Source organism: Vibrio cincinnatiensis (assembly GCF_022113815.1).
Taxonomy (GTDB): domain Bacteria; phylum Pseudomonadota; class Gammaproteobacteria; order Enterobacterales; family Vibrionaceae; genus Vibrio; species Vibrio cincinnatiensis_A.
The window spans coordinates 394,994-420,780 of record NZ_SGOM01000002.1 but is presented as its reverse complement, the minus strand read 5'-3'; the positions used below and the strand labels follow the sequence as shown (position 1 = coordinate 420,780).

Annotated in this window: 22 protein-coding genes; 11 read left to right on the top strand and 11 right to left on the bottom strand. The window is 43.5% G+C overall.

Annotation, left to right across the window (positions count from 1 at the left end; genetic code table 11):
- Positions 1 to 28: 28 nt before the first annotated feature.
- Positions 29 to 916, bottom strand: coding sequence for a helix-turn-helix transcriptional regulator (locus tag EXA13_RS04795; protein ID WP_238132144.1), 888 nt, complete (start codon positions 914 to 916; stop codon positions 29 to 31).
- 67 nt (positions 917 to 983) lie between these two features.
- On the opposite strand from EXA13_RS04795, the gene EXA13_RS04790 reads away from it, so the two are divergent.
- On the top strand, positions 984 to 2,387 hold the full coding sequence (locus EXA13_RS04790) for an MATE family efflux transporter (protein ID WP_430794464.1): 1,404 nt from the start codon (positions 984 to 986) through the stop codon (positions 2,385 to 2,387).
- 37 nt (positions 2,388 to 2,424) lie between these two features.
- On the opposite strand, the gene EXA13_RS04785 is transcribed toward EXA13_RS04790, so the two are convergent.
- The 3 genes from EXA13_RS04785 to EXA13_RS04775 all read right to left on the bottom strand — a co-directional run bounded on the left by EXA13_RS04785 (position 2,425) and on the right by EXA13_RS04775 (position 8,472).
- A complete protein-coding gene (locus EXA13_RS04785) occupies positions 2,425 to 5,439 on the bottom strand; it encodes an EAL domain-containing protein (protein ID WP_269136869.1) in 3,015 nt (1,004 codons plus the stop codon).
- Positions 5,440 to 5,589: 150 nt separating this feature from the next.
- A complete protein-coding gene (locus tag EXA13_RS04780; protein ID WP_032480817.1) occupies positions 5,590 to 7,713 on the bottom strand; it encodes a methyl-accepting chemotaxis protein in 2,124 nt (707 codons plus the stop codon).
- A gap of 294 nt (positions 7,714 to 8,007) precedes the next feature.
- Positions 8,008 to 8,472 carry a TetR family transcriptional regulator gene (locus EXA13_RS04775; protein ID WP_238132141.1) on the bottom strand — a complete coding sequence of 155 codons (465 nt, stop codon included), beginning with the start codon at positions 8,470 to 8,472 and terminating at the stop codon, positions 8,008 to 8,010.
- Between the two features lie 457 nt (positions 8,473 to 8,929).
- Here EXA13_RS04775 and EXA13_RS04770 point away from each other — a divergent pair, with 457 nt between their 5' ends.
- Together EXA13_RS04770 and EXA13_RS04765 are read left to right on the top strand one after the other, a co-directional pair.
- Entirely contained in the window at positions 8,930 to 9,232 is a 303-nt protein-coding gene (locus EXA13_RS04770; RefSeq protein ID WP_238132140.1) for a YfcZ/YiiS family protein, read from the top strand.
- Positions 9,233 to 9,346: 114 nt separating this feature from the next.
- Positions 9,347 to 9,946 carry a hypothetical protein gene (locus tag EXA13_RS04765; RefSeq protein WP_238132139.1) on the top strand — a complete coding sequence of 200 codons (600 nt, stop codon included), beginning with the start codon at positions 9,347 to 9,349 and terminating at the stop codon, positions 9,944 to 9,946.
- A gap of 5 nt (positions 9,947 to 9,951) precedes the next feature.
- On the opposite strand, the gene EXA13_RS04760 is transcribed toward EXA13_RS04765, so the two are convergent.
- Complete coding sequence (locus tag EXA13_RS04760) at positions 9,952 to 10,560, bottom strand: AraC family transcriptional regulator (RefSeq protein ID WP_238132138.1); 609 nt, start codon at positions 10,558 to 10,560, stop codon at positions 9,952 to 9,954.
- A 178-nt stretch (positions 10,561 to 10,738) separates the two neighbouring features.
- Between EXA13_RS04760 and EXA13_RS04755 the strand changes: the two genes are divergently transcribed.
- Positions 10,739 to 11,845, top strand: a complete 1,107-nt coding sequence (locus EXA13_RS04755; RefSeq protein WP_238132137.1) for a 1-acyl-sn-glycerol-3-phosphate acyltransferase — start codon at positions 10,739 to 10,741, stop codon at positions 11,843 to 11,845.
- 65 nt (positions 11,846 to 11,910) lie between these two features.
- Here the strand turns inward: EXA13_RS04755 and EXA13_RS04750 are convergent, their stop codons facing one another.
- Positions 11,911 to 13,125 (bottom strand): YcbX family protein, encoded by a 1,215-nt coding sequence (locus tag EXA13_RS04750; RefSeq protein WP_238132136.1) that lies wholly within the window; start codon positions 13,123 to 13,125, stop codon positions 11,911 to 11,913.
- A 239-nt stretch (positions 13,126 to 13,364) separates the two neighbouring features.
- Here EXA13_RS04750 and pyrC point away from each other — a divergent pair, with 239 nt between their 5' ends.
- Entirely contained in the window at positions 13,365 to 14,393 is a 1,029-nt protein-coding gene (gene pyrC / locus EXA13_RS04745; protein WP_238132135.1) for a dihydroorotase, read from the top strand.
- Positions 14,394 to 14,431: 38 nt separating this feature from the next.
- Here the strand turns inward: pyrC and EXA13_RS04740 are convergent, their stop codons facing one another.
- Complete coding sequence (locus EXA13_RS04740; protein ID WP_238132134.1) at positions 14,432 to 15,220, bottom strand: AraC family transcriptional regulator; 789 nt, start codon at positions 15,218 to 15,220, stop codon at positions 14,432 to 14,434.
- Positions 15,221 to 15,318: 98 nt separating this feature from the next.
- Here EXA13_RS04740 and EXA13_RS04735 point away from each other — a divergent pair, with 98 nt between their 5' ends.
- From EXA13_RS04735 to EXA13_RS04725, 3 genes are all read left to right on the top strand, one after another.
- The gene (locus EXA13_RS04735; protein ID WP_238132133.1) at positions 15,319 to 16,221 is read left to right on the top strand and encodes a DMT family transporter; all 903 of its coding nucleotides are present in this window, start codon (positions 15,319 to 15,321) and stop codon (positions 16,219 to 16,221) included.
- A gap of 174 nt (positions 16,222 to 16,395) precedes the next feature.
- Positions 16,396 to 17,160 (top strand): DeoR/GlpR family transcriptional regulator, encoded by a 765-nt coding sequence (locus EXA13_RS04730; RefSeq protein WP_238132132.1) that lies wholly within the window; start codon positions 16,396 to 16,398, stop codon positions 17,158 to 17,160.
- Positions 17,161 to 17,309: 149 nt separating this feature from the next.
- On the top strand, positions 17,310 to 18,032 hold the full coding sequence (locus EXA13_RS04725; RefSeq protein ID WP_238132131.1) for a LuxR family transcriptional regulator: 723 nt from the start codon (positions 17,310 to 17,312) through the stop codon (positions 18,030 to 18,032).
- 3 nt (positions 18,033 to 18,035) lie between these two features.
- On the opposite strand, the gene EXA13_RS04720 is transcribed toward EXA13_RS04725, so the two are convergent.
- Positions 18,036 to 18,617 carry an acyl-homoserine-lactone synthase gene (locus tag EXA13_RS04720; protein WP_238132130.1) on the bottom strand — a complete coding sequence of 194 codons (582 nt, stop codon included), beginning with the start codon at positions 18,615 to 18,617 and terminating at the stop codon, positions 18,036 to 18,038.
- 303 nt (positions 18,618 to 18,920) lie between these two features.
- On the opposite strand from EXA13_RS04720, the gene EXA13_RS04715 reads away from it, so the two are divergent.
- Both EXA13_RS04715 and EXA13_RS04710 read left to right on the top strand, forming a co-directional pair.
- Complete coding sequence (locus tag EXA13_RS04715; RefSeq protein ID WP_238132129.1) at positions 18,921 to 19,415, top strand: acyl-CoA thioesterase; 495 nt, start codon at positions 18,921 to 18,923, stop codon at positions 19,413 to 19,415.
- A 135-nt stretch (positions 19,416 to 19,550) separates the two neighbouring features.
- Positions 19,551 to 19,823 carry a hypothetical protein gene (locus EXA13_RS04710; protein WP_238132128.1) on the top strand — a complete coding sequence of 91 codons (273 nt, stop codon included), beginning with the start codon at positions 19,551 to 19,553 and terminating at the stop codon, positions 19,821 to 19,823.
- A gap of 320 nt (positions 19,824 to 20,143) precedes the next feature.
- Here EXA13_RS04710 and malG read toward each other — a convergent pair whose 3' ends face one another.
- From malG to malE, 3 genes are all read right to left on the bottom strand, one after another.
- Complete coding sequence (malG, locus tag EXA13_RS04705; RefSeq protein ID WP_161428242.1) at positions 20,144 to 21,034, bottom strand: maltose ABC transporter permease MalG; 891 nt, start codon at positions 21,032 to 21,034, stop codon at positions 20,144 to 20,146.
- 15 nt (positions 21,035 to 21,049) lie between these two features.
- Complete coding sequence (malF, locus tag EXA13_RS04700; protein WP_238132127.1) at positions 21,050 to 22,624, bottom strand: maltose ABC transporter permease MalF; 1,575 nt, start codon at positions 22,622 to 22,624, stop codon at positions 21,050 to 21,052.
- A gap of 92 nt (positions 22,625 to 22,716) precedes the next feature.
- Positions 22,717 to 23,898, bottom strand: a complete 1,182-nt coding sequence (gene malE / locus EXA13_RS04695) for a maltose/maltodextrin ABC transporter substrate-binding protein MalE (protein ID WP_238132126.1) — start codon at positions 23,896 to 23,898, stop codon at positions 22,717 to 22,719.
- A 710-nt stretch (positions 23,899 to 24,608) separates the two neighbouring features.
- Between malE and malK the strand changes: the two genes are divergently transcribed.
- Complete coding sequence (gene malK / locus EXA13_RS04690) at positions 24,609 to 25,730, top strand: maltose/maltodextrin ABC transporter ATP-binding protein MalK (protein WP_238132125.1); 1,122 nt, start codon at positions 24,609 to 24,611, stop codon at positions 25,728 to 25,730.
- The last annotated feature ends 57 nt before the right edge of the window (positions 25,731 to 25,787 follow it).

The following is a 25,787-nucleotide window of genomic DNA, read 5'->3' as shown; positions in this document are numbered from 1 at the left end:
ATGTACTGGAGTAAAAAACACGGAGTACTTAAAGATGACGCTGACGATATTCACGAGGCGATATCCCGTAATACTTTCGAAAACGATGAGTAAAATTATTGGGGTCTTGGTAACCCAAACGTAAGGCGATCATTTTGATTGACCAGTCTTTGTGTTGCAGTAAATCCAACGCTTTACGCATTCTCATAGTGATCACATAATCACGAGTTGGCATCCCGGCAATCTGCTTGACGACCCGATTAAGCTGCTCTTCACTTAAATAGCTCTGCGCTGCAATTCTTGATACGGTCCAATCCTGATGTAATTGAGATTGGACCGTATTCAGTACACTCATTACTCGAAGTTGTGTATCAGAGAGTTGATTATCAAGATTAGACAAAATGTTCACCACTTCACTGATCATCAACTGGCGAAAGGCCGCCCGGCCACCAATATCACGATAAATCAAGCTGGCTAATGACCAAATGGCTTCGCAGTTATCAAAACGCATCACCGGACGAGAAAAGTGATGAATATCCTGCCAACGTTCATTGTCGTACAGCAACAGCCAAACCATCGTCCATGTGGGGGCATCACTGGCTATCTCAAAGCGAAAAGGCTGATGGGCAGGTAACACCGTAATCGTATTCGGAGGTATCATCCAGCCGCCATGTTCGGTGCAGACCTTCCCTTCTCCCTCTAAAGTAATTAATACGGTATGAACTTCAGGCATCGTCCTTTCCACCCAATATTGATCAGCGAGATGAGCAAGACCAGCCATAAAAATTCCCTGCGGTTTCATTTCTGGAACATCTGATTGAACAAGAAAGCGTTCCTGACATGCCGGAGCAAGAAAAACCTCATCACGCCATTTTTTCTCACTAAGCAAAGTGGTATCTATGACGGGTTTGCACAGATTTTTGTCATTTGGGAACATTTCACATCCTCTTCTTTCCCTTTACAGTACGCCTAATTCTCATTGCCTTTTAAGATGTTCATTTAGCATGAAAATAATGCGCATAACACCCAGTACCTCATACATTTTGACCCATACATTAAAAATTGGTGTGCCGGTTGCCATTCAGAGTGCGCTGGTCGCCATTTTATCGCTGGCGGATGTGTTAATGGTCAGTAGTTTCGGAAAAGAAGCTACGGCAGCGGTCGGTCTTGCCTCTAAATGGCACTTTGTCGCGATTATGATTATGGCAGGCCTTGCCACAGCCAGTGGGATTCTTGTGGCCCAATTTTGGGGGAAATCCGATACCATAGCCTGTAAAGTCATTACTCTACACGCAGCAAAAGTGGGCGTTGCAATTTTACTCCCAATCAGCATAGCGTTTGTTTGGTTCGCACCTTGGATTTTACAAATACAAACCAGTGACTTGGTGGTGATTGCCCTTGGCAGTGAATATTTATTGTATGCTTCACCTGTGCTCATTTTAACGCATTTAGTGATCATCACAGAGTCAACTATGCGTTCAACCGGCGATAGCCTAACACCGCTGGCTATCGCCGCCTTAACCATTGTGGTCAATATCGCTTTAAACTACCTCTTAATCACAGGGCAGTTGGGGCTTCCTCCTATGGGTGTCGCTGGAGCGGCGTTGGCAACGACTATCGCTCGTTTACTACAAATGCTGACCTATGTGTTTTTCTTCTCTTATAAACAGCACTGGCTCACCACGACATCATTACCGCTCAAAAAGCCACTCTGTCATTTATCACAAACCTATAACCAATTAGCCCTTCCCGCAGTTGCCAGTGCACTGTTATGGGCAATCGGTACGATGATTTATCAAGTCATTTTTGGGCATATGGGAACGTTAGAGCTAGCGGTCTATAGCACTCTGGGGCCATTTGAATCACTTTGTTATGCGTTGTTTTTTGGCTTATCCGTCGCATGCTCCGTCATTATAGGTCAAAACCTCGGACGCAGAGAGTTTGCCACAGCAATGGAAACATCCCAGCTATTTACGAAGATGTTCACCTTACTCGGGCTGGTAACCACTCTACTATTACTGCTCGTTCAGCCATGGCTATTACGGGGATTAAACTTAGACTCTGAGTTATTTCTCCCATTATCCCAACCCGCGATGACAATTTTAAGCATTGCGATCAGTTTGAAGATGCTCAATATGGTCATCATCAATGGGATACTGAGAGCTGGGGGCGAAAATACGTTTTGCTTGAAGATGGATTTCATCGCTATGTGGCTCTTTGGTTTACCTCTCACCGCCATTGCCGCATTTGTCATGCATTACTCTTTTGAACAAGTGTATATGATGATGCTGGTAGAAGAGATCATCAAATTAACGCTCTGTTGGCGGCGCTATCGTACTCGGCTCTGGTTACGGGATTTAACCACCCCCCATAACTTAGCAGATAACCATAGCGAACCGGCTTGTTAATATCCAATGAAGCGGTAAGAGGAGACACCGTCTCCTCTTATGTTTCCGACACTTGCTCTTTGTTCACTTCAGCTTCTAATTCTGCGAGGGTTTTAGGCTTAGAAAAATAAAAGCCTTGGATAATGTCGATATCCAATTCGCTTAACACTTCCATTTGAGACAGGGTTTCAACCCCTTCAGCCACCACTCGAAAACCAAGGCTTTGCACCATGCTCACCAGCCCTTTGATAAAAGCTAAATTTGACGGTTTTTCACTAATATCATTAATGAACGATCGATCAATTTTTACCTCTTTAATAGGCAACCCTTTCAAAAGAGATAAAGAAGAAAACCCTGTACCAAAATCATCCAATGACAAACTAAAGCCAGCACTTTGCAACTCTCTTAATGTTCGATAACTCATTTCTTTATCCGAAATCGCAGCTGTTTCAGTGATTTCTAAGCAGAAGAGAGAAGGGGGCAATCGATAAGCATTAATTTTATCCAAAAGATGCCGAGTAAAGTGGCTATGTACCAACTGACGAGCACTAATATTGACTGAAATATGGTGTAAACTACGCAACCATGGGGATGAAACGACATCTTGGCATACCCGATCAATGATGCAATCACCCAGTTTCATCATTAAAAAACTGTTCTCTGCCACCGCAATAAATTGGTTCGGCGGAACCACGCCTAAGGTCGGTGACGACCATCTTGCCAGAGCTTCGACAGAACAGATCTGTTTACTGCGGTTATCATACAGCGGCTGGTAGTGAACTTTTATTTCACCTTGTTCAATGGCTTGGCTTAGTAAATGTTCGGTTTGTAAATGGCTCTCGAAAGGTTGATGCATTTTTTTCTCGTAATGCATCACCTTACCACCACCCATTTGCTTCGCGCGATACATCGCAATATCGGCATTTTTAATCAGCTCATCGGCATTAATCCCTTGGCTTGGATAAAATGCTACCCCAATACTGGCTTGGCTAACCAACTCAATATTTTGATAACACATCGGTTTTTCCACTGCACGCAATAACCGCAAAGCCAACTCAGAAGCTTGGTGTGCATTAACAACATCGCAGAAAAAGACAAACTCATCACCACCAAAGCGCCCGATCAAATCTTGAGAACGCAATGACTTGGTCAAAGCTTCAGCCACATGACGCAGTAAAGCATCCCCCACTTGATGGCCAAACGTATCATTAATCATCTTAAAGCGGTTGAGATCCATCATCATCACTGCTCTTGGCTGTTCAGGCTGCTCCTTAATGTGTTTTTCGATCACTTCCATAACTTTACGCCGGTTGGCGATGCCCGTCAGTCCATCAAAATAAACCATTTGGTGGATTTTATCGGCCGACTCCTGCTGTTCGGTAATATCAATCATCGAACCAACAATACGTACGGGCAGGCCATGATGATTACGGATCGCAGAGCCATTCATCTGAACCCAAATATAATGCCCATCATCACGTGATAATCGTAGTGTCATTTTGAATGGGCTCATTGTGGTTAAATGTTCTTGGATCATTTGCTCAAACGCCACAATATCTTCAGGATGAATTCGATTAAGGAACAACTGAGGATCAATCACGCCGGACTGATTAGACTGAGTAAAACGCAACATGACACTTAGCCGGCCATTCCAGTAAAGTCTCTGTTGCTGCAGATCCCACTCCCAAATACCATCATTTGAGCTGCTGGAGACAACTTTAAGCTGCTGCAGTAATTGCTGTGATTTTTTATGCCGCTGCTGGCTGGTTTCAATCAGTGCATCTCGCTCAATAAATAGCGATAAAATATCTAAATAGTTATAGAACATCGCCGATTGAGCGATACTACGCTCGCAACTCTGTTTTTCAACCACAGTGACCACATCCCAATCCCCTTGCTCCCCTCGGTTCACTGGTAAAAGGGTGATCACACTGGCTTCTTTTGCCTCCAAATACGGTAGGTTTCGCACATCTTGCGGATCGCTTTCTTGTTGCTTCAACTCATCACTGCTGATTAAACTGCGCTGGGAAGTCAACCGATACTGCTCATAACGGTGCAGCTCTGCTCTTTTCAATTGGCACTGATACAGCGTTTGTGCATCAAGAATGGACTGAAAGCCCCCTTTAGCTAAAGAATAAAGGTTATCAAACAGCTCTGAAGGAGAATGTAGCGCTTCATAAAGTAAAGCGTGGCGAACAGTTTCTCGGTCAAGTTCTAATGATTTATCTAACGGTGAAGACCCACATGACTGGCGAATCACTAAGCTTTGCTCAATATGTGACACTTCCCGGCTAAGTCCGACTCCGGCAATACGCTCTAACGCTCGTTGAAAAACAGCACGGGTTAGCTGTTCTAACTGCTGATCAACCGTGGTTAACGGTGGTGAAATTCGACAACCAGAGAAGATATTATCAATTCCCACGACAGCGAGATCATTAGGAATATCAATATCATGTAACTTAAGTTGCTCTATCATGCCCAGCGCATTTTGATCGGTCGCACAGATAACTGCCGTACACCGGTTAGACGATAGTGTTAACCACTCTTCCGCCGCTTGCCTGCCCCCCGCCAATTGGCAATTTTCCACACTAAACAGCTGAGAGGTATCAAATGTTCGATGATGATAGCGTTCAACACATTGCTTAAAGGCATTGAATCGAGAGCGAATATCTGTGACAGAAAGATCGCCACAAAAACCAATGTATTGATGGCCTAATGAAACCAGCCACTGATATAGCTGCTCAACGCCACTGCTTTGCAAACTAGAAAACTGTTCAACGGGCAAAGGAGAATAGCTTGCCCCCATCGAGATAACAGGAATATCCAACCGAGTCGCGGCTTCCACATAGGTGTTTGCTGCCGCATGCAGCACTACGACCAAAGCATCCATTTGGTGCAATGCAATAGGCAACGAAAAATCACGGCTATCACCAGAGCGAATAATAATAAGATTGACGCCTTCTTGTTCCGCTAACTGGCGGAATGTGGCACTAATTTCTCCCATATAGAAGCCACTAAGCATGGGCATAACAACGCCGATTGTGACTCTACGCGAACTCAAACAGGTAGGCATACAGCAACTCATCCTTGAAAAGAAAAGTTCATAATGCCTAACTGCTTGGTTTTTATAAATGCAATACTGTTAAAAATGACTTCGATCGCACATTTAGTGCACAAACTACCGAGTCATGAATAAACATTGTACAACATTATGCATAAAACCTCAGGCAGATTGACTGATTTCAAAGCGACCAACCAATTGATTTAAACGGTGTAATGAGTTTTGCATCAAGGTCGTACGACGCGCTAGTTGGGCTGACGCTTCCTGTAGTTCGACCACCGTTGACTGTGCCGCATCTGCTGTTTGTCGGTGCTCCTCACTATTACGAGCCAATTCCTGAATTAAGGAAAATAACCCGGTGACAGAAGCTTGTAGATGCTCACTCCGGCTAGAATCATCAATCACTTGGGTATTATTTTCTACATTCGTGATCCCCTCTTGCATATAACGAACCGCTCGTGCAGATTGCTGATGCAATGCTTCCATCAACTCGCCAATATTATTAGCTGCTTGTGAGGTTTTATTGGCCAATACCCGAACCTCATCCGCGACCACAGAAAAACCACGCCCATGCTCACCCGCTCGTGCAGCCTCAATAGCAGCATTCAACGCTAGCAAATTTGTTTGTGCGGTAATTTCCGTAATCAGCCCAACAATGCCACCGATTTTTTGCATTTCACTGTTTACTTCATTGACCGTTTGCGCTGAAGACTGAACAATATTTTTAATGTCTTGCGCACTCTCTGCGGCTTTTTGATATTCCTGCTGTGCCACTTCTACCGCTTGTTGCATAAGTTGATTCATATCTGTTGCGGTATCGTGTGCATGGACGATTTCTTGGCTTTGGATTTGTGCTAAAGAGAGCATCTCGGTGATTGAATTGGCCGTGGTGTCACTCGTAGAAAGAAGTATCTGACTACGTTTTAACATCGATTCAGATACATTTTGCACTTCCTTACTCGCAAAAACCAAATCGTTCACTATCTCTTCTAAACTATCAATAAAGCTGTTTGTCCATCGCCCTAAATCTCCCGTTTCATCGGCTTTAAAATGTTCAGTACTAAGGCGTCGAGTCAAGTTTCCATCCCCTTCTGCCAGTACTTGCATGACCTGGGTCATACTGGATAAATGTTGGGCGATCGGTTTCGCAGTTAATCCATGAAACAGAGCAACCGCGATCGATCCCATTAACATAGACAGTAACAACAATTGCCACTCAGCTAAGGGGTAAAGGTAACTAATCAAAAAAGGCAGTAATAACGGTGCAAAAATACTTAAGGTGAATTGTTGATCTAATTTGAGCGATAAAGAACGGTGTCGATAAACTTCTTCCAAATCTGACTCACACATCATCCCCCAACGGTCAAGTGAACCGGGCATCACAAAGGTCACCCCTTTACCAATTACGGGAATGTGCCGATAATCAGAATAACCCGGATACTCAACGAATAAATTCGAACCTCGCTTAATGGTTTCTCGTACACCGGGATGAAGCTGCTGCGTCGCAGGATCCGTAAACATAATCTCAAATTCCGTATGACGCTGAATTTTTACCGTCCCCCACTGGGTATGAATCCCCTCCTTGAGGTTCTCTCCATGGGAAAAGCGGTTATCTTCAAAGCGCGAGCGAGACAGCGCCGTTCCAGCTCGAATCGAGCGATCAAACTTCGGTTCCACCATAAACAGATAGTTGTCCCCCGATTCGCTGTAAATATGCCCAGCTTCTCGTTGGATTAAATCCCCCACCACGTCATTGGGAACTCGCCCACAAAGACACCCAATAACTTCTCCATGGTGAATCAAGGGCTGGTAAAACATCAGTGTCACTTCATCATGAAACGAGGAGCTAGAAGGGCCAATCGATAGCGTTAATTTATCAATATAAGGGCCATGTAAAAACGGCTTCTTCAACCCCATCTGTAACGCTTCTAGCGAAGGAACTGAACGTCCATTTTGTTGTATGTAAGTCGAGTTCACCACAACACCTTGCGGAGAGACCACAAATAACTCCGAAAAATCGCTCGAGCGTTTCAGCAAACGTTGCAAAGTCTCGTGATATTCCAGCTCACCTTTAGCCGATAGATATAAGGCGGCATCTTGTAAAAAAGACCATTGATTATTCGCCCACGTGGTTAATATATTCACACGAGTATTCGCAATATTCTCAAAGGTTTGCTCAAGCGTTGAGATTCGACTGCGGTTCAAAAAACAGGCTTTACGCATCGCCCATTTACCGGTTTTTCCCAACCAAGGAAGCCAATGTTGTTCTTCTGTTGTTAGCTGCATAAAAATTACTGTCCATGTATTTGATTATTCAGGCTTATAATGCAAAGCCCATTCCATAGACGCTCAAAACGAATGCTATGCTGTGATTCAGCATAAGAATAAACAGCATCACTAGCCTCAGAACATTTTGCTAGTGAATACGACTAGTGAGAGACACCATCGCTCATGCTTTTATGCACCAAACCTGTGCAGAAAAAGAGACGTACGAACCAAAATGCACCAATTAGGTGCTACTTCATAGAGAGGGGATCAGTAAAGCCAACAAGAGGGTTGGCTTTGTGCTTTGACTAGCATTTATTGACTCATCGCCACTAACGACTTACCAATTAACCATTCCACTTGCTTATCACTGTCAGGCCCCAACTTCTCTTGGGCCAGTTTATAAAGACGCTCAATGGCTAGCTGAGAAAAGGTTTCTGCGCGTTCTGTCGCAACCACATGATGAAAAACCAAGCGGAGAATGGACAAAAATTGTTCATTTTCTTGCAGGGCGTGTAACCAACTATGAGTAAAGGCATCGATCCCTTGCTCAAATTCTAAATGTGCGACAAATAGATTAAAAATTTTCCCATCAAGGGCTAATGCAAAATCCGTTTTCTTGGGAAAATGATGGCTGATCCCAGTTCTGGATACTCCCGTTTGCTGACTTAATGTCGTATAAGACATTTTGTCATAACCCAACCTTAATAGTTGATCGATCACCGCATCCATAATCCTTTGGATGGTGATCTCTGTTTCTTCTTTACTACGTTTTGGCATGGTTTAGACTCTTCTATAAATTATTCGTATATCTTTAGTTTTAAACCGACAATATTTGCATCAGTGACGTTGAGCCGAATGATTTTTTATATCCTCACAGCGTAAAATTACAGGATAAAACCCGTGCTACCTACAGATCGTTTATGATTTATTGCCCAAGTAAGCCAAGCGATGAAATCATCATTCGTAATAATTTTATACGTCAAAAGAATCATCTTATAATCCATTGGTTAAGACAATGAAACAAATGCCATTCTGACAAAATACTGGCACATTGTGTGATAAATATTAGATATGAGTCACATCACCCATTTTTTCATTCGCCAAAATTCTGTTGCGCATCGAGAAAAGTCAAATTTATTAATCATTCACTCTCATTAATACACTCAGTTATTTGATTGGCATCACTGGTTAAGGAGAGGTAAAATAGCCTTAAATTTTGTAAGAGGATAATGAGATGAGTGATCAATGCTACGTAGAAAATGAAGTCTGTGAAGCATGCGGTGTTGCGGGTGAAATGGGCTTTATCATCAAAGAAGGGGATGAAGTGGCTGAAGTAACCGTTATCGCAGATAGCCAAGCACTTCTTCAGCAAGAATTGGATAAATATATTCAATTAGCTAAAGAAGTATGCACCAATGTTGAGCACGAAGTGCTACCAATGGCTGATAACGCACAGGAATTGCATGCTCGCTTTAAATTTGAAGTCAGTGCAGAAAAGCTGATCTTTGAACTTAAATCACGCTCTCTAGCGCGCTAAATCATTAAAAGTGAGCGAATCATCGCTCACTTCTTTCCCTTAAACGAAACAGTTGAACCCCACCTGATTGCCAGTAATACTGTAGCCCACCTATCCATATTAAGAGAATAGATTATGCCTCGCTGGTTAATTTACACTTTAAGCCTACTCTGCTCTTTCCCTTTGTTGGCCAGCACCCTTGATCAATACAAAATCCTTAACCATTTAGATAACTACGGAAATCTCAATCTACGCAATAAACCCTATACCCAACTCCCTGAGGGTTTAGAACTCAAAGGCAACTTAAATATCGCTAAAACAGCTATACGAACGTTACCTCAACAGCTGCGTATTGAAGGAAGTTTAGAAGCATCAAACAGCCAACTATCACGGATTCCTAAGGGCACCGTCATTCGGGGATATGCAAATTTACTGGGCACACAAATTGCTCAGTGGCCAGCGGGCGTAAAAGTGGGAGGGTATTTAAACCTGACCGACACACCTTTGGTTCGTTTACCGCCAAGGCTAAAGGTTAAAGGTGATTTAAGTGTGGTGCGCACCCCATTGGAAACATTGCCAGAAGGGTTAGTTGTACAAGGTGACCTTTATATTGGCGGCTCTAAGATTACCCACTTTCCAGACACCATGACCGTTAATGGCAATCTCTTCTTAGGGGGCAATCAAATCCAGCAATGGCCTACAAATTTAACGCTCGGCGGAGTGGTCGTTAGATAGCTAATTTACAGAGGCTTCCCCAAAATAAGCTGACATAACTGATGATACTGTTCACATTGCCCACTGAATAATTCATCAATAATACTTTGCTTCTTCCCCCCAGAGAGACGGCGTTTCACGGCTTCTCGAATCAGCAAAACAACATGCTGCTCTTTACTAACATGGCCAGATTGCATCGGATGCCATAAATTCAAAGCTTGACTTAAAGGCGTCATTTTTAGTTTGGGTTCAAAGTTCTGTACTTCATATTTTAGAACTTGGTGTAAATGAGGATACACTGCATCACTGGCAGCACTTTCACGCAATCGATTCATGATCGCTAAACTAAGCTCGCTATGTTTAATCACGCCCGCTTGACGAGGAAAAGAGTCTCGTAGTCGTACGGAGAAATCAATCTTAGTGATCTGAGTATTGGGGAAGAAAGTGAGTGCTGACAAACAATCTAAAGGAATCCAGAGTGCTTGATTGGCTTCGATAGCGTATTCTTGTTTACCCAGCTTAAAGAGCACTAAACCTTGATCCACTTGTATCAAGCTATGTTTAATCGCACGTTTTCGCGCCGTCACTTGCAAATAGGGGAAGGAGCAAGTTTCTGACTGAATAGCGTAGTTCATGATTCGCCTCATCTCATTGGAGGGCGCTAAGAGTAACGCTTCTCGATAAAAAAGCCAACTGAACTGAACCTTATCAGCCCGATTCTGGTCTGACCTTATAAATTATGTGCTAACGGTAGCTGCGAGTACTCGCTAGTATGCGTAGAATAAGCCAGCTTTTTATTTGATGTACAAAACTATGACTTCAACAAACGATCCCTATATTGATATTCGTCCTTACAATGACGAGGAAATTCCCGCAGCCATTGAGCGTTTAATCAATGATGAAGAATTTATTTCCGCGATTTTACAGCATCGCTTCGCTCGTCAACCGGCTTGGCTAAAACCTCTCATGGTGCCAATCGTCAAGATTTATCTTAAATTTAAATGGGCCAAACTGACTTCCATTGAAGCGATTCAACTGGAAGTAAAAAAGTATCTTGACCAGACATTAGCGCACACGACTCAAGGGGTTACTTATAGTGGGTTAGATAAACTAGATAAAAACACCTCATACCTGTTTATCTCTAATCACCGAGATATCGCTATGGACCCCGCACTGGTCAACTACGGCCTGCACACCAATGGTCACAGAACGGTGCGGATTGCGATTGGCGATAATTTACTTAAAAAACCCTGTGCAACGGAATTAATGCGCTTGAATAAAAGCTTTATTGTCAAACGCTCCGCGAAAGGCCCACGCGAAATGATGAAAGCGCTCAGCACGCTCTCAGCCTATATCAAGCACTCATTGGATACTGGTAATTCTATCTGGATTGCACAAAAAGAAGGGCGCGCCAAAGATGGGAATGATTTTACGGATGCCGCTATTTTAAAAATGTTTCATGTCGAAGGCCGTAAACAAAAAATTGAGTTTGCCGATTATATTCAATCGTTAAAGATTGTTCCTGTTTCAATCTCTTATGAAAATGACCCTTGCGATGTGGCGAAAGCTCGTGAACTGTATGAGAAAGCCACACATGGTCAATATCAGAAAGGCGAATTTGAAGATATAGAAAGTATCATTCAAGGTATTGTTGGTGAAAAAGGTCGTGTTCATGTCGCTTTCGGTGATGTGATTAGTGAACCCTTTAGCACACCGGAATTGTTAGCTAAAGAAATTGATCGACAAATCCACCATCATTACCGCCTCTATCCCATCAATTACCTTGCAGCACAAATGGATAACGAAGGCATCACCGCCCAGCACCAAGCACAACTTACCGAGAAGTTACAGCACTTACCTGAAGGCGCTCATCGCTATTTGCTGGATAGCTATGCAAATCCCGTCCGTAATAAAGCTTAATCTATTTTCACCTGAAGAGCCGTTAACACTGGCTCTTCAGGTAAAAGTGACATCAACCATCGCGCCTAGTCGCTGACCACTTCGATGTCCGTTTCTGGTATGCAACTACACGCCAAAGCTTTCCCTAGATACCGTTCCTCTTCTAGTAATGCCGGAAGTTCGGGGTAAGAGACCTTGCCTGACGCCACGGTGACTTTACAAGCACCACAAAATCCAGCTCGACAACTATTTGCCATCGATATTCCAGCAGCTTCGGCTTGTTCAAGTAAACTGGATTGGTTATTCCCTTGAAAAACGTGCCCATCCAGACTAATTTTCAGAGTTTTATACGCTTTGCTGACCCATTGTGTCACTCCAAATTCCTCCTGATGATACCTCTTTTTTTCTTGCAGCCCTTGTTTTAACAATAAATTCTTGGCCGTTGTTTCACGCTCTGTACCGAGCCGTACCTGCCCATGATCGACATACACTTCTTTCTCTTTATATTCCAGCACTTCTATTTCATCGCCAACATGAATCATACCTTCATTTTTGGCAATCAAGTTTTGACCGAAAAACACCCCACCCTGTTCATTGGCACGAAACTGAGACAATGTTTGCAAAGGCTCTTTCGATGCCCGAAACGCGCCTTTCTCTACATCTACCGTGGTCAGAATACAGCGTTCACAAGGTTTTACTGCTTCAAATTCTACTTCCCCAATTCGAATACGCTTCCAACCATCTTCAGCAAAAGGTTCCGTTCCGGAAACGACCAAATTGGTTCGAAACTGATCCATACTGTGCGTTTCAGAGCTCCGACGATTCAGCTCATCTAATGAGCTTTGACTGATCACTAAAACAGGATAACCATCCGCAAAACTGACATTACTCCCCACTTTTTCACGTACGCGATTAGACTGCTCTCCAGTGAACAACAACTCAACACGCCTGCCCAGTACAGCACTAAACCAATCACAGGCTTCGTCGGTGGTGGTATAAGCAGTAAAACTGTCTTTCCATACTTGAGCTTGGGTTGGCTGCATTTTAAATGTCTGGTAACAAACCTTTAATGATGGCCTATTGGGGGCTGAAAATATCAGACCATCCGGCGTCAATACAGAACGAATGTTAACCATGGAGGGGTACTTTCTCGCCGTCACCATTCCGCCATCAGCAAAAGCCAGCATAAAGCGGCGATCAAACAACAAACCTTGTTTTTCAACCCAAGCACTGGAAAGAGACAATCCACCAATGGACTTTACGGGATAGAGCGAAATTTTTGAAAGTAGAGCGGACGACATGACAATTCCTTATTCATTATTATTCTCTGCACTGGCTATAGTAAAACAAATGAAGCAAGATTCCATCATCGCCCCAATAAGCTCATTAAGTACCTTCTGACTTCTCTGGTTTCAAGAAAAGGATGATATTGTGCCGTTTTTCCTCTATCATCCTGTCGCCTAAACGGAACCGTTTGCGTCATATGAAACGGCCAGGTTTAGGCTCCAATCATTCAACTTATCCATGGTGGGAGCAATTCATGACAACACTTACGATCACTCGTCCTGACGATTGGCATGTTCATCTGCGTGATGGCGAGGTTCTAACCGATACGGTACGTGATATTAGCCGTTACAATGGGCGAGCTTTGATCATGCCCAATACCGTCCCACCCGTCACCACCACAGAAATGGCGCTGGCCTATCGTGAACGCATTATGGCGGCAAAACCTCAGGCTCATTTTGAACCATTAATGACGCTTTATTTAACAGACAACACTTCAGTTAAAGAAATTCGTAGCGCCAAAGCTTCAGGAGCAATTGTGGCGGCAAAGTTGTACCCAGCAGGTGCAACCACCAATTCAGATTCCGGCGTTACCGACCCCAAAAATATTTATCCAGTTTTACAAGCCATGCAAGAAGAAGGGCTGCTGCTCTTGATTCATGGGGAAGTGACCACGCACAATGTCGATATCTTTGACCGAGAAAAAACCTTCTTAGAAACGGTGTTAGCCCCTATCGTGCAAGATTTTCCAAAGTTAAAGATAGTGTTAGAACACATCACCACCGCCGAAGCCGTTAACTTTGTCAAAAATGCGGGTGAAAATCTCGCGGCAACCATCACCGCACATCACCTACTCTTTAATCGAAACCATATGTTAGTTGGCGGTATTCGCCCGCATTTTTATTGCTTACCGATCCTCAAACGTGCCACTCACCAAGATGCGTTGATTACCGCAGCCACCTCCGGCAATAAAAAATTTTTCTTAGGGACCGACTCAGCCCCCCACGCAAAAGGCAATAAAGAAGCCGCTTGTGGTTGTGCAGGCTCTTACACCGCACATGCGGCCTTAGAGCTTTATGCAGAAGTATTTGAAAAGGCAGGAAAACTAGACAACTTGGCCGCATTTGCTTGTCATAATGGACCTGATTTTTATGGGCTACCACGTAATAGCGATACCGTCACACTCATCAAAGAAGCTTGGAATGTGCCTGCTTCTTTGCCATTTGGGAAAGAGATAGTAACACCTATTCGTGCAGGTGAAACAGTGCAGTGGGTCGTTAAATAACTCCCTTTATTTAACGATTGATATACCCTACCCACAAGTTATAACAAACGGTTTTTATACTGCTCCGGCGTTTGGCCGGAGTATTTTTTAAACATGGTAATGAACGGACTGGCTTGGTTATAGCCCAGAGTTAATGCCACTTCTTTCACCGAATGTCCATGCCGTAGCAATTCCATCGAATAAAGATAACGCACACGTAACCGCCACTCGGTAAAGCTCATTCCCAGTTCGGTTTGACAATAACGAGCAAGGGTTCTTTCTGTGGTATGAATCCTTTGTGCCCATTCCGATAAACTGGTTTCATCCGTTGGCGTTTCTTCTATCGCCTTCAATATGGGGGATAAATATTTATGGGTGCTGGTCGGTAAGAAATGATGCTGAGTCTCTTGGGTGGCTAATTGATCTAATAACACTTGCACCAAACGCTTATCCTCCACACTCTGAGCAATGCTCACTTCACGTTGACGAAAATCATCAATAATCGCCGACACAATCGGTGTCACTTTGATAAGGCTGGTTTTATTCGGAAACGCTTGAGTCATCTCAGTTGCAATATTGAGAGAACAGTACTCCAGCGGCCGGCGGTTATAACTTTTATGACGAATACCCGCTGGCACCCAAATCGCTAAATGAGGCGGCGCTAAAAACCGCGTATCTTCGGCTTCCATTTCTAAAATCCCCCCCGAGATTAACTGTACTTGACCCCAATGATGGCTGTGCTCCCGAGTTTCAGTATTAGAAAGAAAAGCTTCAAAATTCATAAATACATCAGATGGTGCACGTTCGATTGATAATGAGGGGTGAAGGTTTCTCGCTGGCTTCATCAAACTTGTCTTCCTATCGCTCAAAGTGTCTTTTTAAAGATATATATAATTATATAGACCTGTCACACTACCGCCAATACTTAACTGGCAATGAGGCACCGATGATTTATTTACTTCCTTTGTTTACTGTGCTGATTTGGGGAGGCAACTCCATTGTTAATAAGTTGGCCGCCAGTGTGATTGAACCCAGCGCCATGAGTTTTTACCGCTGGTTTATTGCGATGTTGATTTTAAGTCCATTTTGTTTACCCAGCGTGCTCAAACAGCGCCACCAAATCAAACCCTATTTACCCAAACTGGCCTGCTTAGCTCTGCTAGGAATGGTACTTAACCAATCATTAGGTTACTACGCAGGGTTAACCACCACAGCCTCGAATATGTCGTTAATCACTTCTCTCGTTCCCTTACTGAGCGTGTTTATTAGCGTACCTTTATTACGTAAATCTATCTCTGGGTTGAGTATTGCTGGCGGTATCCTTTCATTACTTGGGTTAGCTTTCATGCTTGGACAAGGCGATATGCTATTTTTCTTTCATCAACCCATCACTCAAGGCGATGGATTGATGGTGCTTGCTGCTCTCGTTTACGCGCTTTATTGCGTGTTACTCAAACGCTGGAAAATGCCTTTTAGCAGTTGGACGTTGATCTACTTACAAGGGGTGTGTGCGGTGATTATGCTCACCCCGCTCTGGTTAACCAGTGAGCATTTGCTTCCAACGAAAGGCTCCTGGGTTCTGATTACATATGCCGGTATGGCGGCTTCATTGCTGGCGCCTTGGATGTGGATCAAAGCCATTGATGCGATTGGCGCAGACTCTTCTGCCATGTTTATGAATTTATTGCCTGTGGTCGCCCTCACTTTAGCAGCAACCTTGTTGGGTGAACAAATACATGTCTACCATTTGTTCGGAGGCTTAATGGTGATTAGTGGCGTGATTTTATCGCAAATAAAAATTCGCCGACGAGTGATATTAAAACCGATAGAAAAAGCTTCACCACTTTAATATCCCTTATTGGTTTCATGTTCGTTTTGTCTGAAACGAAGCTTAAAACGAACGAATTCATTGAATTTTATTGAGTAAACCGTACACTTGTATGCTCAAGTGACCTCAAGATGTCTCTTTAGATGAAAGTTGAAATTTCTTAGGTATAACACTTCAATGTATAAGGATATGCCAGTGAAAGCGGTTAAACGCCACCAAGAAATTATTGAGCTTGTTCAAACTCAAGGTTTTGTTAGCACGGAAGAGTTGGTCGAACGGTTTAACGTGAGCCCACAAACCATCCGCCGAGATCTTAACGAATTGGCCGATGCCAATAAATTACGACGAAATCATGGCAGAGCAACCATTGCAACTAGCTCTGAAAATTCGTCGTATCACACGCGTCAAGTGACTTTACAGACAGAAAAAGAAACCATTGCTGCCGCTTTAGTCAAACATATTCCAGATGGTGCAACCCTTTTCATTGATATTGGCACAACCCCAGAGGCGATAGCTAAAGCATTGATGGCCGAACACCATCAGTTACGAATTGTGACCAATAACATCAACGTTGCAACCATCCTCATGGGAAAACCCGATTTTAGTATTATTCTCGCAGGAGGAGAGGTACGCAACAAAGATGGGGGAGTTACCGGTGAAGCGACATTAGATTTTATTTCTCAGTTCCGGCTCGATTTCGGGATTTTAGGGATCAGTGGTATTGATTACGATGGTTCATTACTTGACTTTGATTATCATGAGGTACGGGTTAAACGTGCCATTATTGAGAATAGCCGCTGTGTTTATTTAGGCGTCGACCACAGTAAATTTGGCCGTAATGCCATGGTTAAGCTGGGAACACTTGCTGATATTGATTTGGTGATCACCGATCAACCACCGCCAAAAGAGATTGAATCTTTCGCCCAAGAAAATGAGGTTACAATTCAAGTTGCCCTTTAAAAGCTACCCATTTTTATTTTATTGATCAATTTACACACAAAATAGTTACTAAATATTCAACTAAACTTAAATTTAGTAACTATTTCATTATATGAAAATTATTTCGGTATAGTATCAATACACCAGCCCACCCTGACAGACCAAGTTTAATGCAAAAGATTCTTCGCCTTATCCAAGAAAATCAGAGCATCACGACTCATCAACATCTTGAGCAGACCTTACTCCAACTAAATAACCTCATTGATCATGAATATTTCTTATTTGGGCTCTCCCTACAAACCAGCTTAACGAAAAGTGAGACCCTCATTACCGACAATTACCCTTCGTGTTGGCGCCAGCAATATGATGAGTCAGAATTCATGCTCATCGATCCTATCGTGACTTATAGCATGAACCATTTTCTTCCTATTCAATGGTCACAAGTGCGAGCTCAAAATCCACATAGTCGTATTATTTTTGAAGAAGCGAAAATCAATGGACTCAAAGAAGGCTTTTCGATCCCTGTTCATGGGCTAAGAGGTGAATTTGGTATGCTTAGCTTTGCCACTTCAGATACCCATCACTACGCACTGAATGCTCAAGCTATTCAAACTTCTCAGTTGATCATTCCATTGCTTTCACAAAATATTGATAATATTACGCGTTGCCACAAAGATGCCCAACCTAAAGCCAAGCTCACCGAACGAGAGCACCAATGCTTAAGCTGGGCTGCAGAGGGGAAAAGTGCTTGGGAAATCGCCCAGATCATCAATACCTCTGAACGTACGGTAAAATTTCATATTGCCAATGCCTGTAAAAAGCTTGGTGCGACGAATCGCTACCAAGCTATCACTAAAGCCATTTTGGGCGGCTATATTCACCCTTACTTATAGCAATTAAGCCCCTACACTTTCTCGGTATTGAGTATTCATTGGAATAGAAAGAGCAACCGAACGCGTTGTTCCTAAGAGATGGACTTGCTTATCTCCTAACCTCTCACAAGGAATACCTAAACGCTGAATCAGCTTTTCTACCCCCGTCGACGTCACTGTTACGTAGTGGTCGATATCATATTTTTGAGCATGGTAATACAGTGATTGGAACATTTTCATGGTCACGTCACTGACGCCTCCCGCAAGTGCAGAATGCTCCTTATCAACCGCAAACCGACTCAATTCATAAATTTGAGGATGCTTGGGCGCTGCGAGTTCTCCCAATAAATCAGGGAAGGTACTTTCCAACATGTAATGAGAGGTGGTCGGTAAAATTCGCCAACAGCCAATTAAATGGCCACTCGCTTCTTTAGCATAAAGATAATGAGCTTGGGGTACATCATACTCGTCACTTTCTAACTCTTCCTTCACGTTAAGATCCCAGTGCAACCGTTGACAAAACACCTTATAACGCAGTTTTAACAACGCAACATAATCCGACTGAGGCAAATGTGTGAATGAATGGCTATAGATGGTAATACTCATGATATTTCTCCTTTGAGTTAATGGAGAAATCACGCTATACAATCCCACCCCATCGGAAACCTGTCCGATCGAACAGTTACATCATGGCTGTGAATACATTATGATTCACCCCGCTGAATTACTAACAATCAGTTGGCAACGTATTAGGTACACACCTCCAATAATTTATTCGTACCGCTCTTCTAGACCCCTCTCACCCAGAGGGGTTTTTTAGTGCCTTTTTAAAATACCGCTCATCTTTATCGCTTGCATCTACCGCATAGTGAGGTATATCTATACTCTCCCCATGATAAAGGAAGCCTCATGAGTTTTAGAAAACGCGACGTCACTTTGCGCTTTTTAGCCGAACCTGGTGATGTCAATTTTGGTGGGAAAGTTCATGGCGGCGCCGTGATGAAATGGATTGATTTAGCAGCCTACGCCTGTGCGGCAGGGTGGAGTGGCAAATACTGTATTACTGCTTATGCCGGCGGCATCCGCTTTGTTGCTCCGATTCATGTGGGAAATTTAGTTGAAGTGAATGCTAAAGTTATCTACACCGGAAAAACATCCATGCATGTTGCCATTGATGTACAGGCCAGTGATCCGACAGCACTTAAAAATCGCTTAACCACACACTGTATTGTCATCATGGTCGCTGTCGATGAGCAAGGGCAACCCACCGCAGTGCCAGAATGGGTTCCAACATCATTGGAAGAGATTGAACTACGTGATTCTGCGATACGACTGATGAATATGCGCATGCAAATTGGCGAAGAGATGGAAGCGCATGTTAAATATCTCAAAGACCTTGACTAGTTATTGCCTCGTGCTACAGCATTCAATCAACACAAAACGGCAAACGCCGTAATGACATGGCTATAAAAATCTTGTCATGGAAGGTTCATGTTTCTTTGCTGTAATACCAAAATAATCATACAGAGAAACATAGGCATGGCCCTAACACTCAAGTCAATCACGTTAAGTGAAGCAACTCTCACCAATGCTAAAGCCGTGGAATACCAGTGGGTGCGTTCACTCTATGTAGAGGGCTACCAAACCCATGATATTAATCACTATATCAAAGCGTGTTTTGGGGGTGATGACACCTTTGCTGATCTCTTCCGGCGAGTGGCACTTCAGCAAGAAAGTGTTTATGTCCTACTCCAGTATGTTGGGTGTGCTCCCTCCAACCGTGAATTTGAGTCAAATACTCACTGGCTATGATCAATTCGATCTGACTCGCATTCTACTTCGCTTCCTCTTTCTTCTTCGCTACTAACAACTATGCTATGCAGGCTTTTCCTTCCTGTGAAGAAGTAAAGGCCTGTGGCGAACATCATCTGTTCTCATCGACATAAAAAAACCTGAGCAATGCTCAGGTTTTGGTTACAAGGAACTGTTAGCCATTTAGCAAGTAAGGAATAGAACTAACAGCCAGCTATGCGTAACGCCAGAAGCTTGTGCACTCTTAACTGATCGGCGGCCAAACCAAAAGTGTTAAGAGAGAACAAAATAGGCGACCTTGTGGGCCGCCTTTATCGTTATTATCCTTTCACTCCGCCAGCGGTAAGTCCTCCGACAAGCCAACGTTGTGCAAGTAAAAATACGGCAGTGATTGGTAATGCTGACAGCACTGCTGCTGCTGCAAAGTCACCCCACAAATAGTTCTGAGGGTAGAGGTATTGCTGCATACCAACCGCAAGTGTGTACGATTCTACATCAGAAAGTAGTAATGATGCCACCGGAACTTCACCTACCACCATGATAAATGACAAGATAAAGACCACCGCTAAAATTGGCACAGACAGTGGCAACAAAACTAATCTAAATGCTTGCCAAGGTGTAGCTCCATCCAGTGCCGCCGCTTCCTCTAAGGAATTATCAATCGTTTCGAAATAACCTTTGATTGTCCATACGTGCAGAGCAATCCCACCAAGATAAGCAAAGATCAAACCACCGTGAGTATTTAGCCCTAAGAATGGAATATATTGTCCAAGTTTATCAAACAGTGCATAGATGGCGACAAGTGCCAGCACTGCTGGGAACATTTGGAAAATCATCATCGCTTTTAAGATGGTATCTTTGCCTTTAAAACGCATACGTGCAAAAGCATACGCTGATGTCGTTGATAGACACACGATAAAGATGGATGAAATCGAAGCCACTTTCACGGAGTTCCATAACCAAGTCAACACAGGGAATGGAGGTGGTGTGACGGTGCCATCCGCATTCGTGACCGCGATGCCTAATGCCAGTTTCCAGTGTTCCAACGATGGTCTTTCTGGAATCAGGCTGCCTGTTGCAAAGTTACCTTCACGGAAAGAGATAGCAATGACCATTAACAATGGGAAAATAATCAATGCTAAGAATGCCCATAACGCGAGATGTGAAGCCCAAACACGGTATTTGAGCGATTTTCCTTGAACCATAGCCATAATCGTCGCTCCTATTTAGTTCTGAGATACTTTGGTAAAGCGTAAGTTGAGTAGCGCTAATGCTCCCACCAGTAAGAAGATTAAGGTTGCAATCGCACTGGCTAGACCAAAGTCCTGACCACCTGCACCTTCAAACGCAATACGGTATGTGTAGCTAACTAACAAGTCGGTATAACCCGCAGGCTCCGATGTACCAATCATATTTGGGCCACCGCCGGTTAATAGCTGAATCATTACAAAGTTATTGAAGTTAAAAGCAAAACTGGCAATTAATAACGGGGTTAATGGCTTAATCATTAACGGCAGAGTAATACGCGTAAAGTTATGTACAAAGTTGGCACCATCAATGGCGGATGCCTCATACAAATCATCTGGAATCGCTTTGAGTAGCCCCATACATAAAATCATCATATAAGGGAAACCAAGCCAAGTATTGACGATAAGTACCATACATTTCGCTAAGAATGGATCAGAGAACCAAGCTGGGCTAAGGCCAAAGATACCTTGCAGTACCATATTGATTTCACCAAAGCTTTGGTTAAACAAACCTTTAAAGATTAGGATTGATATAAACGCAGGAACCGCATAAGGAAGGATCAGCAGCACACGATAAATAGCCCGACCTTTTAATGCTTCCCACTGAACCACACTGGCCAGTACTAAGCCAATAATTAAAGTAAAAGCAACCGATAGTACAGAGAATACAACCGTCCAGATAAAGATGCTAATAAACGGCTCTTTAATGCCATCATCTTTCCATACACGTTCAAAGTTATGTGCACCAATAGAAACGATAAAACCAGGGGAAACACTGTCACCGACAAACTGACCTTGTTCATTAATCGCTTGATAGAAACCCACGTCCATATTCGGACGAAGCAGTTCGCCCGTTCTATTGTTGAGGAGCGTTTCGCCATCCTCTTGCAAGGCATACAATGGTACAACCGCTGCAAATTGACGCAGTCCACTCATGCGGATATCGGCTCCTGATGGGAAATGAAGATCAATTGCCGATAATGCAGCACGATTTCCAACAATCGTCTTAATCGGTTCAGGCTCACCGATGACGCGATCAACAGGCTCAAGGGCCAGCTCAGAAGGAATATCGTCTGATAAAGAAAAGCTTTCTGTGGTATACAAAATATCGCCATCTTTTATAGCAATGCGATATCCATCTTCAGCACGATGCAGTGTGAATGGATAGCTTTCACCACTTTGATAAGATTGGCTAAGCAATACCGTTTGCGCCCTTTCAAGAGAAAGCTGGTTTTTAGCACTGTAGTTCGTGAATGCTAAGTTAACCGTGTAAGCGAGCGGAAATAGGATAAACAGGATCATTCCTGCCACCCCTGGGTAAATATAACGATGAGCGTAAGTTCTCTTACTACCAAAAATATATAAGGCTAAAACAGTGAGAAGCATCGTAAGCAATGCAAACGCAAGCTCACCGCGTGAATACATTAGAATCGTTGCGTAGCCATTCACGATACCTACTGCGCCTAAAATGGCCCATTTAATAAAAGCACCCTTGCTGACTGGTCGTGTCTTGGCTGAAACTGGCATAGCCTTTGTATCTTGAATTGACTGCATATTACAACCTGCTAGCGAATTGAAAACTGGGAAAGTAAGGAGAGGTTACCCTCTCCTCAAAAAAGTAACACTATATTAGTAACTCGTAATGCTTAGCGAGTCATTTGCTTTTCCGCATCCGCAAGAGCTGCGTCTACGGTTTGACGTCCATCAACAACGTTAATGATTGCACTCTTCGCAGCACCCCAGAATGCGTTCATTTGTGGGATGTTTGGCATGATTTCGCCGTTCATTGCGTTATCCATGGTCGCAGCAATACGTTCATCAGAATCAAGCTCACGTTGGAAAGAGTTTAACGCTACAGCACCTAATGGTTTATCGTTATCCACCATACGTAGGCCGTCATTTGTCAACAGGTAGTTCTCAATAAACTCAACCGCAAGATCTCGGTTTGGTGATGCAGTACTGATACCCGCCGTTAGTACACCAACAAATGGCTTAGATGACTTACCATTAAATTTAGGTAGTGTTGTCACACCATAGTTGATACCTGAACGTTCGATGTTATTCCAAGACCAAGGACCATTGATGGTCATCGCCGTGTTGCCTTTGTTGAATTCAGCTTCAGAAACAGAATAGTCCATATCAGCGGAAATCACGCCTTTATCAACTAATCCTTTCACAAAGTTCATGGCGTCTTTTACGCCTTGTTTCGCAATGCCGGCGTCTTTAATGTCATAACCTGCGCCAGTATATTTAAACGCATAACCACCATCTGCCGCCATGATTGGCCAAGTGAAGTACGGTTCTTTCAGGTTCCACATAATGGCTGACTTGCCATCTTTTTTCAGCTTAGCATCAAGCTCAGCCACTTCTTCCCAGCTTTTTGGTGGGTTTGGTACAAGATCTTTGTTGTAAATCAGTGATAGAGACTCAACCGCAACAGGATAGCCGATCACTTTGCCATTATATTTCACAGCATCCCATGCAAAATCGACAATACCTTCTTGAATACGCTGTGAAGGTTTAATTTCTGCTAACAAGCCTGCTTCTGCATAACCACCAAAACGGTCATGAGCCCAAAACACGATATCTGGACCATCACCTGTTGCTGCGGTTTGTGGGAAACGGTCTTGTAGGCCATCAGGGTGAGCCACTGTCACCTTAATACCAGTCTCCGCTTCAAATTTTTTACCCACTTCAGCAAGACCATTGTAACCTTTGTCACCATTGATCCAGATGGTCAGTTGTCCTTCTTGAATAGCAGCGTTTGCACCAAATGAGCCAAGCGCAACCAAAGTACTTAGCGCGACGGTGCTTAGGGCATTTTTCATATTCATATCCTTTTATTTGTGTTGTAGGGCTCACCGAATCGAGGTTATGCCGTATTTCGCCATATATCATCGGTAAAAAACGGAGTGACCTCATCCTCCTCCTCCCTACGCCCTTGGTATTATGACCTATTTTCGTGATCTACATCCTCTACAGTTGGAGATATAGATCACAAAAAAATCTCTGACTGTGATCGAGTTCAACTTCGCCTTACTCAATAATTTGAACTAGATCTAACTTGGTGTTTTTTAAGCACCTCCTCCTCCTCCTTCGCTACTCCCCCTGCAAAAAAAATGATTAGGAGGATGTGATACTGCTTGGCTTTAGGGAAACTAAGCACATCCAAGAGTGGATGGTAAGAACCCTTTCCAGTATTCAAAACGGTACTGGCTTGCATTGCCAAATTGGTTTGCTGTCATAAATTGAGCGTTCGTGGTAATTATTGTACGGGGGAGACGCTCATTCATGCCGGGGGAGGCAAACTGATTCTTGGCTTTGATGGGTGATGCTTTCTACAGACCTTTTGTTTGTGGACATCACCCTTTCTTTTCTTACTCACAAGTTAAAGGTAACCCGGCATAGCCGCTGAATCACAGACATCACCATGAGAGATGATTCACCTTAACAAAAATTCCTGCTGTTATTGCCTGTGACATAATTCATATAATGATGGGCAGTAATCATTAAAAAATCTTGATCGAGGACGAGCTAGATGGCGAATGTCACGTTAAAAAATGTATGTAAAGCTTATGGCGATGTATTAATTTCTAAAAATGTCGATTTGGAAATTAAAGAAGGCGAATTTGTCGTATTCGTCGGCCCATCAGGCTGCGGTAAATCAACATTGCTACGTTGTATTGCTGGCCTTGAAGACATCACATCCGGTGATCTGTATATCGGTGATAAACGGATGAATGATGTTGAACCGTCCAAACGTGGCGTAGGTATGGTGTTCCAATCTTACGCACTTTATCCACACCTTAACTTACATGACAACATGTCTTTTGGCTTAAAACTGGCCAAAGCAAATAAAGAAGAGATCAGTAAGCGTGTTGAACACGCGGCGGATATTTTACAGCTTAGCCATCTGCTGGATCGTCAACCTAAAGCACTTTCTGGGGGGCAACGTCAACGCGTAGCGATTGGTCGAACCTTAGTCTCCCAACCTAATGTTTTCTTGCTTGATGAACCTTTATCAAACCTTGATGCAGCACTCCGTGTGCAGATGCGTTCAGAAATAACCAAACTACAGCGTAAGCTGGGTTGTACAATGATCTACGTTACACACGACCAAGTCGAAGCCATGACCATGGCCGATAAAATCGTGGTTCTCGACGCTGGGTTTGTGTCACAGATAGGCAAACCTCTGGAGCTGTATCACTACCCACAAAACCGTTTTGTGGCCGGATTTATCGGTTCTCCAAAAATGAACTTCATGAGTGTCACGATTGAAGAAGCCGAGAAAGATCAAGTTAAAGTCAAACTGTCTAATGGATTTACGTTCTGGATTCCCGTCGATGGAACTACAGTAGAAAAAGGCTCACGGATGTCATTAGGCGTTCGCCCTGAGCATTTACTGCAAGCCGAAGAGGGTGATGCACAGATTGAAGGCAAGGTCATGATTGTTGAAAAACTTGGCAATGAAACCCAAGTTTATATGAATGTGAAAGGTTCAGATTCAGACATTATCTACCGCCAACCAGACACTTTAGATATTGAAGTTGGTGATACCTTAACCATCGGTCTGCCTGCTCATCGTTGTCACCTATTCCACAGCGATGGCCGTGCTTGCCAACGTCTACATCAAGAAAAAGGCGTCGTTATTTCTCGCTAAGTGTACCATTTCACTCAAATTTCCATCCCCCTCATTCAAGCAGTGTCAGGGGGATGT

Excerpts from the sequence above, each read along its gene's own strand:
- EXA13_RS04795 (WP_238132144.1), bottom strand. The coding sequence starts at position 916 with ATGTTCCCAAATGACAAAAATCTGTGCAAACCCGTCATAGATACCACT.
- EXA13_RS04790 (WP_430794464.1), top strand. The coding sequence starts at position 984 with ATGAAAATAATGCGCATAACACCCAGTACCTCATACATTTTGACCCAT.
- EXA13_RS04785 (WP_269136869.1), bottom strand. The coding sequence starts at position 5,439 with ATGCCTACCTGTTTGAGTTCGCGTAGAGTCACAATCGGCGTTGTTATG.
- EXA13_RS04780 (WP_032480817.1), bottom strand. The coding sequence starts at position 7,713 with ATGCAGCTAACAACAGAAGAACAACATTGGCTTCCTTGGTTGGGAAAA.
- EXA13_RS04775 (WP_238132141.1), bottom strand. The coding sequence starts at position 8,472 with ATGCCAAAACGTAGTAAAGAAGAAACAGAGATCACCATCCAAAGGATT.
- EXA13_RS04770 (WP_238132140.1), top strand. The coding sequence starts at position 8,930 with ATGAGTGATCAATGCTACGTAGAAAATGAAGTCTGTGAAGCATGCGGT.
- EXA13_RS04765 (WP_238132139.1), top strand. The coding sequence starts at position 9,347 with ATGCCTCGCTGGTTAATTTACACTTTAAGCCTACTCTGCTCTTTCCCT.
- EXA13_RS04760 (WP_238132138.1), bottom strand. The coding sequence starts at position 10,560 with ATGAACTACGCTATTCAGTCAGAAACTTGCTCCTTCCCCTATTTGCAA.
- EXA13_RS04755 (WP_238132137.1), top strand. The coding sequence starts at position 10,739 with ATGACTTCAACAAACGATCCCTATATTGATATTCGTCCTTACAATGAC.
- EXA13_RS04750 (WP_238132136.1), bottom strand. The coding sequence starts at position 13,125 with ATGTCGTCCGCTCTACTTTCAAAAATTTCGCTCTATCCCGTAAAGTCC.
- pyrC (WP_238132135.1), top strand. The coding sequence starts at position 13,365 with ATGACAACACTTACGATCACTCGTCCTGACGATTGGCATGTTCATCTG.
- EXA13_RS04735 (WP_238132133.1), top strand. The coding sequence starts at position 15,319 with ATGATTTATTTACTTCCTTTGTTTACTGTGCTGATTTGGGGAGGCAAC.
- EXA13_RS04725 (WP_238132131.1), top strand. The coding sequence starts at position 17,310 with ATGCAAAAGATTCTTCGCCTTATCCAAGAAAATCAGAGCATCACGACT.
- EXA13_RS04720 (WP_238132130.1), bottom strand. The coding sequence starts at position 18,617 with ATGAGTATTACCATCTATAGCCATTCATTCACACATTTGCCTCAGTCG.
- EXA13_RS04715 (WP_238132129.1), top strand. The coding sequence starts at position 18,921 with ATGAGTTTTAGAAAACGCGACGTCACTTTGCGCTTTTTAGCCGAACCT.
- EXA13_RS04710 (WP_238132128.1), top strand. The coding sequence starts at position 19,551 with ATGGCCCTAACACTCAAGTCAATCACGTTAAGTGAAGCAACTCTCACC.
- malG (WP_161428242.1), bottom strand. The coding sequence starts at position 21,034 with ATGGCTATGGTTCAAGGAAAATCGCTCAAATACCGTGTTTGGGCTTCA.
- malF (WP_238132127.1), bottom strand. The coding sequence starts at position 22,624 with ATGCAGTCAATTCAAGATACAAAGGCTATGCCAGTTTCAGCCAAGACA.
- malE (WP_238132126.1), bottom strand. The coding sequence starts at position 23,898 with ATGAAAAATGCCCTAAGCACCGTCGCGCTAAGTACTTTGGTTGCGCTT.
- malK (WP_238132125.1), top strand. The coding sequence starts at position 24,609 with ATGGCGAATGTCACGTTAAAAAATGTATGTAAAGCTTATGGCGATGTA.